Genomic DNA, 1864 nt, shown 5'->3' on the forward strand with positions numbered 1-1864 from the left:
CATAGTCAACGCCTACCGGTAGATCGTCACCGAATATCTTGTTCCAATAGTTCTCGTGATAGATTTCCGTTGCTTTTGCCTTGGTCAGGGCCTTCACTTCGGCTTTTGAAACACGGTGCCCTTCCCACGCTGACAGCGTCGCAATAGTGATACCCAGATTGGTTGCACCGCCCGGATCATCAACGTCATCCACATACCCGCCCTCTTCTGAGAAGACATGCGGCATCGCTTTGGCAAAGGTTCCCTTGGCCATGATAACTCCAATGAAAGAACTCAAGGGCAAAAACGCATGATTTGCGTGGCTTTTCCCTGGGTTCTGTTGCGTTTTGATCGGCACTTGGTCCGATCGGTAAATCTTTCCCGTCGAAGGACAGATATTCGCCGCCCTTCGGTTCTGAACCATTCTCCAATTCGTGCCCCTGATGCCGTTTCTCTTCCGGCTTCGGTCACAGAGTGGCGTTCGGCTCCCGGCTTCCCATTCTCCTTTAAGAGCGCAGCCCAGACCTGCCGGGCTCGCTAGCCAGTCATCAGGACAGCCGGGATATCGTGGACGATGCGCCTTCCTCTGCGTTGGCGTCGCGCCGCTCGTAGGGGCGCTGATCACGCAGGATCTGGAAGGCAATCGTCAAAAGCTTGCGTGCTATTGCAACGCGCGCCTTGTTGGTTCCTCTCAATTTCAGATGCTCATACTGGGCGCGAAGGTGCGGGTCGGTCGCGACGGCTGGCTGAACAGCCTCGACAAAAGCCCAGCGCAACCACTTGTTGCCCTGTTTGATGATCCTGCCGTGATATGTCTTGCCGCCCGACGAATAGGTCGAAGGAACGAGACCGGCATAGGCGGCCAGCTTCTTTGGATTGCGGAAACGGCCAATGTCATCAATCTCGGCATCGATCAGTCTGGCGAAGAACTCTCCGATACCGGGGATGGTCTTCAGTAGCTTCACATTTGCGTTGGTCTTCGTCATCGCCCGGATCGTGGTTTCCGCCTGTTTGATCCGTTCGTTGATGTCGCCGATGAATGCCAGGCTCCGATCAATCTGAACACGGTCGATTTCCGACACATCCAGCGTGGCAAGCTGCTGTCGCCCAACTTTGCCAAACAGGTCGCCCAGCTTCTTCAACTGCGCCGTTTGCTCCGGATAACGGTCGAATGCTGTCACGATCCGGTTCTTCACCATCGTGCGAAGCCGCACGTAAAACATCCGTTCACGCAGCGCGAGGCGTAGCTCCCGGGCCCTATCCGACGGCGCATAAGCTTCTGGAACCAGATCAGCGCGGAGAAGATGGGCAAGAACGGTTGCGTCGATCTTGTCTGTCTTGATCTTCGCGTCGGCGATCGCCTTCACCTTCAAAGGATGGGCGAGCACGACATCGTCGCAGATATCGTCGAGCCAGTCGTAGATCACCATCCAATTGCGCGTGGCTTCTACGACAGCGTGGCTGTTGTCTCGATAGCGCTCAAGAAATGAAGCAAGCGATTGCCGATCGTTCTTCACTCGGCCAGACCGTAGCGTCTTCCCGGCGGAATCCTGAACAACCAGATGACTATAGGCTTTGTGGTAATCGACCCCGATGTGGTAATCATAAAGTGCAGTCACGTTTTGCTCTCCTTCATTGAAGCGTTTCAAACCCCAATAAGGTAAGCCAAACGGCACAAAACGTGACTGTCCCAAAATCATCTGCATCTCAGCGATCCGTTCTTCCAGTGAGCGCGACCTCTTTCATGCCACCTCCTTTCCGCAGATGGACTCTTCGCCTGTTGGAAGAGCCTTTGTCTGTTGGTGATCTTTTCCAGAAATTCGACTGTGAGGTTCTTGAAACCGCCTGTCCGGTCACTAAATCGACGTCGTCATTCCAACTTTTC

Annotated in this window: 2 protein-coding genes; both read right to left on the reverse strand. The window is 54.4% G+C overall.

Annotated elements, in window-relative coordinates; all coding sequences use genetic code 11:
• Positions 1-253, reverse strand: a 253-nt coding sequence (locus tag HWX93_RS22625; protein WP_328700198.1) for a glycosyl hydrolase 108 family protein, incomplete at its 3' end; no start/stop codon positions are given.
• A gap of 274 nt (positions 254-527) precedes the next feature.
• Complete coding sequence (locus HWX93_RS22630) at positions 528-1598, reverse strand: IS110 family transposase (RefSeq protein ID WP_151558936.1); 1071 nt, start codon at positions 1596-1598, stop codon at positions 528-530.
• Positions 1599-1864: the final 266 nt, after the last annotated feature.

The sequence above is a fragment of the Brucella tritici genome (assembly GCF_902825325.1).
Taxonomy (GTDB): domain Bacteria; phylum Pseudomonadota; class Alphaproteobacteria; order Rhizobiales; family Rhizobiaceae; genus Brucella.